Source organism: Klebsiella sp. CN_Kp097 (genome assembly GCF_040064495.1).
GTDB classification, from domain to species: Bacteria; Pseudomonadota; Gammaproteobacteria; order Enterobacterales; family Enterobacteriaceae; genus Klebsiella; species Klebsiella aerogenes.
Genome location: NZ_JBEAIL010000014.1, coordinates 1 through 4,337, shown reverse-complemented (window position 1 = coordinate 4,337; position 4,337 = coordinate 1). Strand labels below are relative to the sequence as shown.

At 49.8% G+C, this 4,337-nt stretch carries 4 protein-coding genes and 4 tRNA genes; 1 reads left to right on the top strand and 7 read right to left on the bottom strand.

Annotated features, from left to right (window positions below; translation table 11 throughout):
* The 5 genes from ABLV07_RS16310 to ABLV07_RS16290 all read right to left on the bottom strand — a co-directional run.
* Nucleotides 1-199: GTP-binding protein (locus ABLV07_RS16310; protein WP_000031657.1), on the bottom strand; the 199-nt coding region annotated here is incomplete at its 3' end.
* Between the two features lie 115 nt (nt 200-314).
* Nucleotides 315-390: transfer RNA gene (locus ABLV07_RS16305), tRNA-Thr, on the bottom strand.
* Nucleotides 391-395: 5 nt separating this feature from the next.
* Nucleotides 396-470 (bottom strand) — tRNA-Gly (locus tag ABLV07_RS16300).
* A 115-nt stretch (nt 471-585) separates the two neighbouring features.
* Nucleotides 586-670 (bottom strand) — tRNA-Tyr (locus ABLV07_RS16295).
* Between the two features lie 10 nt (nt 671-680).
* Nucleotides 681-756, bottom strand: a tRNA-Thr gene (locus ABLV07_RS16290).
* A 430-nt stretch (nt 757-1,186) separates the two neighbouring features.
* Here ABLV07_RS16290 and coaA point away from each other — a divergent pair.
* Nucleotides 1,187-2,137, top strand: a complete 951-nt coding sequence (coaA, locus tag ABLV07_RS16285) for a type I pantothenate kinase (protein WP_032713830.1) — start codon at nt 1,187-1,189, stop codon at nt 2,135-2,137.
* 26 nt (nt 2,138-2,163) lie between these two features.
* On the opposite strand, the gene birA is transcribed toward coaA, so the two are convergent.
* Together birA and murB are read right to left on the bottom strand one after the other, a co-directional pair.
* Nucleotides 2,164-3,126 (bottom strand): bifunctional biotin--[acetyl-CoA-carboxylase] ligase/biotin operon repressor BirA, encoded by a 963-nt coding sequence (gene birA, locus ABLV07_RS16280; RefSeq protein WP_015368831.1) that lies wholly within the window; start codon nt 3,124-3,126, stop codon nt 2,164-2,166.
* Complete coding sequence (murB, locus tag ABLV07_RS16275; RefSeq protein ID WP_042896433.1) at nt 3,123-4,151, bottom strand: UDP-N-acetylmuramate dehydrogenase; 1,029 nt, start codon at nt 4,149-4,151, stop codon at nt 3,123-3,125. Before murB ends, birA begins: the two co-directional genes overlap by 4 nt.
* Between the last annotated feature and the right edge of the window lie 186 nt (nt 4,152-4,337).

Here is a 4,337-nt window from a genome sequence, read left to right as displayed (position 1 = left end):
GGGAAGTGTTGATGGTGATACCACGAGCTTTTTCTTCCGGCGCGTTATCGATCTGATCGAATGCGCGAGCAGCACCGCCGTAGGTTTTAGCCAGTACGGTAGTGATTGCAGCGGTCAGCGTTGTTTTACCATGGTCAACGTGGCCGATAGTACCGACGTTAACGTGCGGTTTTGTACGTTCAAACTTTTCTTTAGACATCGATTGTCCCTCTAAGACACGGATAAATCGGTGATATCACCACATCAACCAGGCAACATGCCCGACTTGTTGAATGCAATAAACAGAGAGAAACAGGGAAGGAGAGATAAAGAAGTGGTGCTGATACCCAGAGTCGAACTGGGGACCTCACCCTTACCAAGGGTGCGCTCTACCAACTGAGCCATATCAGCACGTCTGGAGCGGGCAGCGGGAATCGAACCCGCATCATCAGCTTGGAAGGCTGAGGTAATAGCCATTATACGATGCCCGCATCCTGAAACTCGGCTACCCAGTTCTTTCTGTAACAAAAAAGAGATTGCTCTCTTTAATGTTGAGCTGATTAGTTTACCCAACCAACTCCGGCTACGCAAAGCGTTGCCCGAAAGTGGTGGTGGGGGAAGGATTCGAACCTTCGAAGTCGATGACGGCAGATTTACAGTCTGCTCCCTTTGGCCGCTCGGGAACCCCACCCAAATTGTTATGGTGCCGACTACCGGAATCGAACTGGTGACCTACTGATTACAAGTCAGTTGCTCTACCTACTGAGCTAAGTCGGCATCAAGTAGCGCGCATTCTAGGGAGACCTGCGAGTTCATGCAACTAAAAATTTGCATAAAACGTTCTCTTGCTCACATTTTGTGCTCTTACACCAAAAAACGGTGTAATTTCAAACAATGGAGTGCAAAAAAAGCGCACTCATCAACGCAGAATTTGTTTCGCTGCGCCTGTCAGATATAAGAATGATGGTTTTTTCACCTGCAAATCCTGGTGGCAGGTGCGATTGCTAACCTGCAAAGATAGCAGACTCGCTTTCTCCCCTCTTTCTACTTATTCATCACTTGTGATGCTGCTATGAGAAAGCGCCCTTCGATGAGTTTTTTTCTTATTATTCCCGGCATTCTGGTGTTACCCTCCTGCCCATTGTCCTGATTAACTAGTGTGAAGCATCACCGCTACCTCTTTTTCGGTGATAGTAAGAACATGCTTATGAGCAAAAAAGAGCAGACGTTAATGACACCCTATCTACAATTTAACCGCAACCAATGGGCTGCACTTCGTGATTCCGTTCCGATGACGCTGACAGAGGAAGAAATCGCGCGGTTAAAAGGCATCAACGAAGATCTTTCGCTGGAAGAAGTCGCCGAGATCTATTTGCCGCTGTCACGTTTGCTCAATTTCTATATCAGTTCCAACCTCCGTCGCCAGGCGGTGCTTGAGCAATTTCTTGGCACCAACGGCCAGCGTATTCCTTACATCATCAGTATTGCAGGTAGCGTTGCGGTTGGTAAAAGTACTACAGCGCGTGTTTTACAGGCGCTGCTTAGCCGCTGGCCGGAACATCGTCATGTTGAACTGATAACTACCGATGGCTTCTTACATCCTAACTCGGTGTTAAAAGAACGCGGCTTGATGAAGAAAAAGGGCTTCCCGCAGTCCTATGATATGCATCGGTTGGTGAAGTTTGTTTCTGACCTGAAATCTGGCGTACCAAATGCCACCGCGCCGGTCTATTCCCATCTCATTTATGATGTTATTCCTGATGGTGATAAAACCGTTGCTCAACCGGATATTCTTATTCTGGAAGGTTTGAACGTTCTGCAGAGCGGGATGGATTATCCGCACGATCCGCATCATGTATTTGTCTCTGACTTTGTCGACTTCTCTATTTATGTCGATGCGCCGGAAGACTTATTAAAGAACTGGTATATCAATCGCTTCCTGAAATTCCGTGAAGGCGCTTTTACCGATCCGGATTCTTATTTCCATAATTACGCCAAACTCTCAAAAGAGGAAGCGGTCAATATTGCCACTTCATTATGGAATGAGATCAACCTACTGAACTTAAAAGAAAATATATTACCAACCAGAGAGCGGGCCAGCTTGATAATGACCAAAAGCGCAAATCATTCGGTCGATCAAGTTCGCCTACGGAAATAAAAAAGGGAGCGCAAGCTCCCTTCTGTTTATTCAGCGCTACGCAGCGATATCTCGCCTCCGACCCAAGGTTTAATTACCCCATCCTGCTCGAGTAATAATGCCCCTTGCGCATCAATTCCGCGAGAAATACCAAATATTTCCTTATCACCAATAATCAGCTTCACCGGCCGATTAATAAAGTTATCCAGTTTTTCCCAGCGTGGCAGGTAAGGTGTTAAACCTTCCTGTTCGAATAGTTGCAAACCGGTACGTAATGCTTTCACCAGACGCGCCGTCAGGGTGTTACGGTCAATGAAGACTCCCGCCTCCTGGAGGCTGATCCACCCCTGATTGACAATGTCAGACTCAACGCGGCGCATCACGAGGTTGATACCAGCGCCGCTGACGATTTGCGCGGCATCACCGGTTTTGCCTGTCAGTTCTACCAGGATACCGGACAACTTGCGGTCCTGCAGATAAATATCATTCGGCCATTTGACCCGAACGTTATCCGCCCCCAGGCTCTGCAGTACTTCTGCAATCACAATACCGATCACCAGGCTCAAACCAATCGCAGCAGCAGGGCCTTGTTCCAGACGCCAGTACATGGAGAGATAAAGATTGGCCCCAAACGGTGAGAACCACTTACGCCCGCGGCGGCCACGACCAGCCTGCTGATATTCAGCGACACAGGCATCACCTGACTTCAGTTCATCCAGACGATCCAGCAAATACTGGTTGGTGGAATCAATCACCGGCAGCACGGTAATACGACCTTGTTCAATCTGGCCGGCAATCTTTTGCTCATCCAGCAATTCAATCGGTTCAGGGAGGCTATAGCCCTTCCCTGGTACGGTAAACACATCAACACCCCAGTCGCGGAGCGTCTGCATATGCTTGTTAATTGCCGCGCGGCTCATCCCCAGGCGTTCGCCGAGCTGTTCGCCAGAGTGAAACTCGCCATCCGCCAGAATAGAGATCAGCGTCAGGGGTACGGTATTATCTTTCATGCAATCACCTCTTCCGCATTCACTTCACCGTTCTCTGCGATGAAGCGCACTTCAGGCTGGAGCCAAACATTAAATTTCTCGCCTACCTGCTGGCGGACATAGTGTGCCAACCCAACGACATCATCGCTGGTCGCCTGGTTATCGTTGATCAACACCAACGCCTGCTGACGGTGAACGGCAGCCCCGCCGATAGTTTTACCTTTTAGCTGGCACTGGTCGATAAGCCAACCGGCCGCCAATTTAATGCTGCCGTCAGCCTGTGGATAATGTGGCGCGCCAGGGAATGCAGCCAGCAATTCCTGAGCAACCTGAGCACTGACGACCGGGTTCTTAAAGAAGCTACCGGCATTACCATTCACTTTAGGATCCGGTAACTTGGTCATACGCATATGGCAAACCGCATCAAACACCTGGCGGGGGGTAACAGTTTGCGGATCGAGACGAGTTAAATCCCCGTAGGTCAACACGGGACGCCACGCTTTTTCCAGCCGTAGTCCAACAGCCACTATCGCGTAACGATCCTGATATTCATGTTTGAAAATACTGTCGCGATAGCCGAAACGGCACTCTGCTGCAGAAAGGCGCTGCTTGCGACCTGTTTCGAGTTCGATACAGTCTACGTATTCACATACTCGCTGCAGTTCGACGCCATAGGCACCAATATTTTGAATTGGCGAAGATCCCGCGCAGCCAGGAATTAAAGCCAGATTTTCCAGCCCAGGCATTCCATTTTCCAGCGCATATTGCACCAGTTGATGCCAGTTTTCACCGGCGCCAACGTGCAAACGCCAGGCTTCAAACGTTTCGCTTACCTCGATCCCCATGATGCGGTTGATGATCACCGTGCCGGAATAGTCTTTCAGGAACAGAACGTTGCTTCCTTCTCCAAGGATCAGACAAGGTTGGTGTTCTGCAGCGGCGGCTTGCCAGGCAGCCAGCAACTGTTGTTCATTTTCAGCAAGTACAATTGCTTTGGCAGAATGGCTAATGCCAAAGGTATTCCAGGGTTTGAGGGAGAGGTTCATAGTGGCTTCCTGATGCAAAATCAGCATTAGTTTACCGTATCTGGCGAGGGAAGGCTTGCCTGAATAATATCGGTTCGGGGCCGGGTTCATCTCATCATGGGCGTGAATGAAGGGTGCCGGCAGGCAGGAGCCTTTCCCCGGAGGCGGTGCTGCGCACCTTTTCCGGGCTACGGGGTCTGTAGCCCC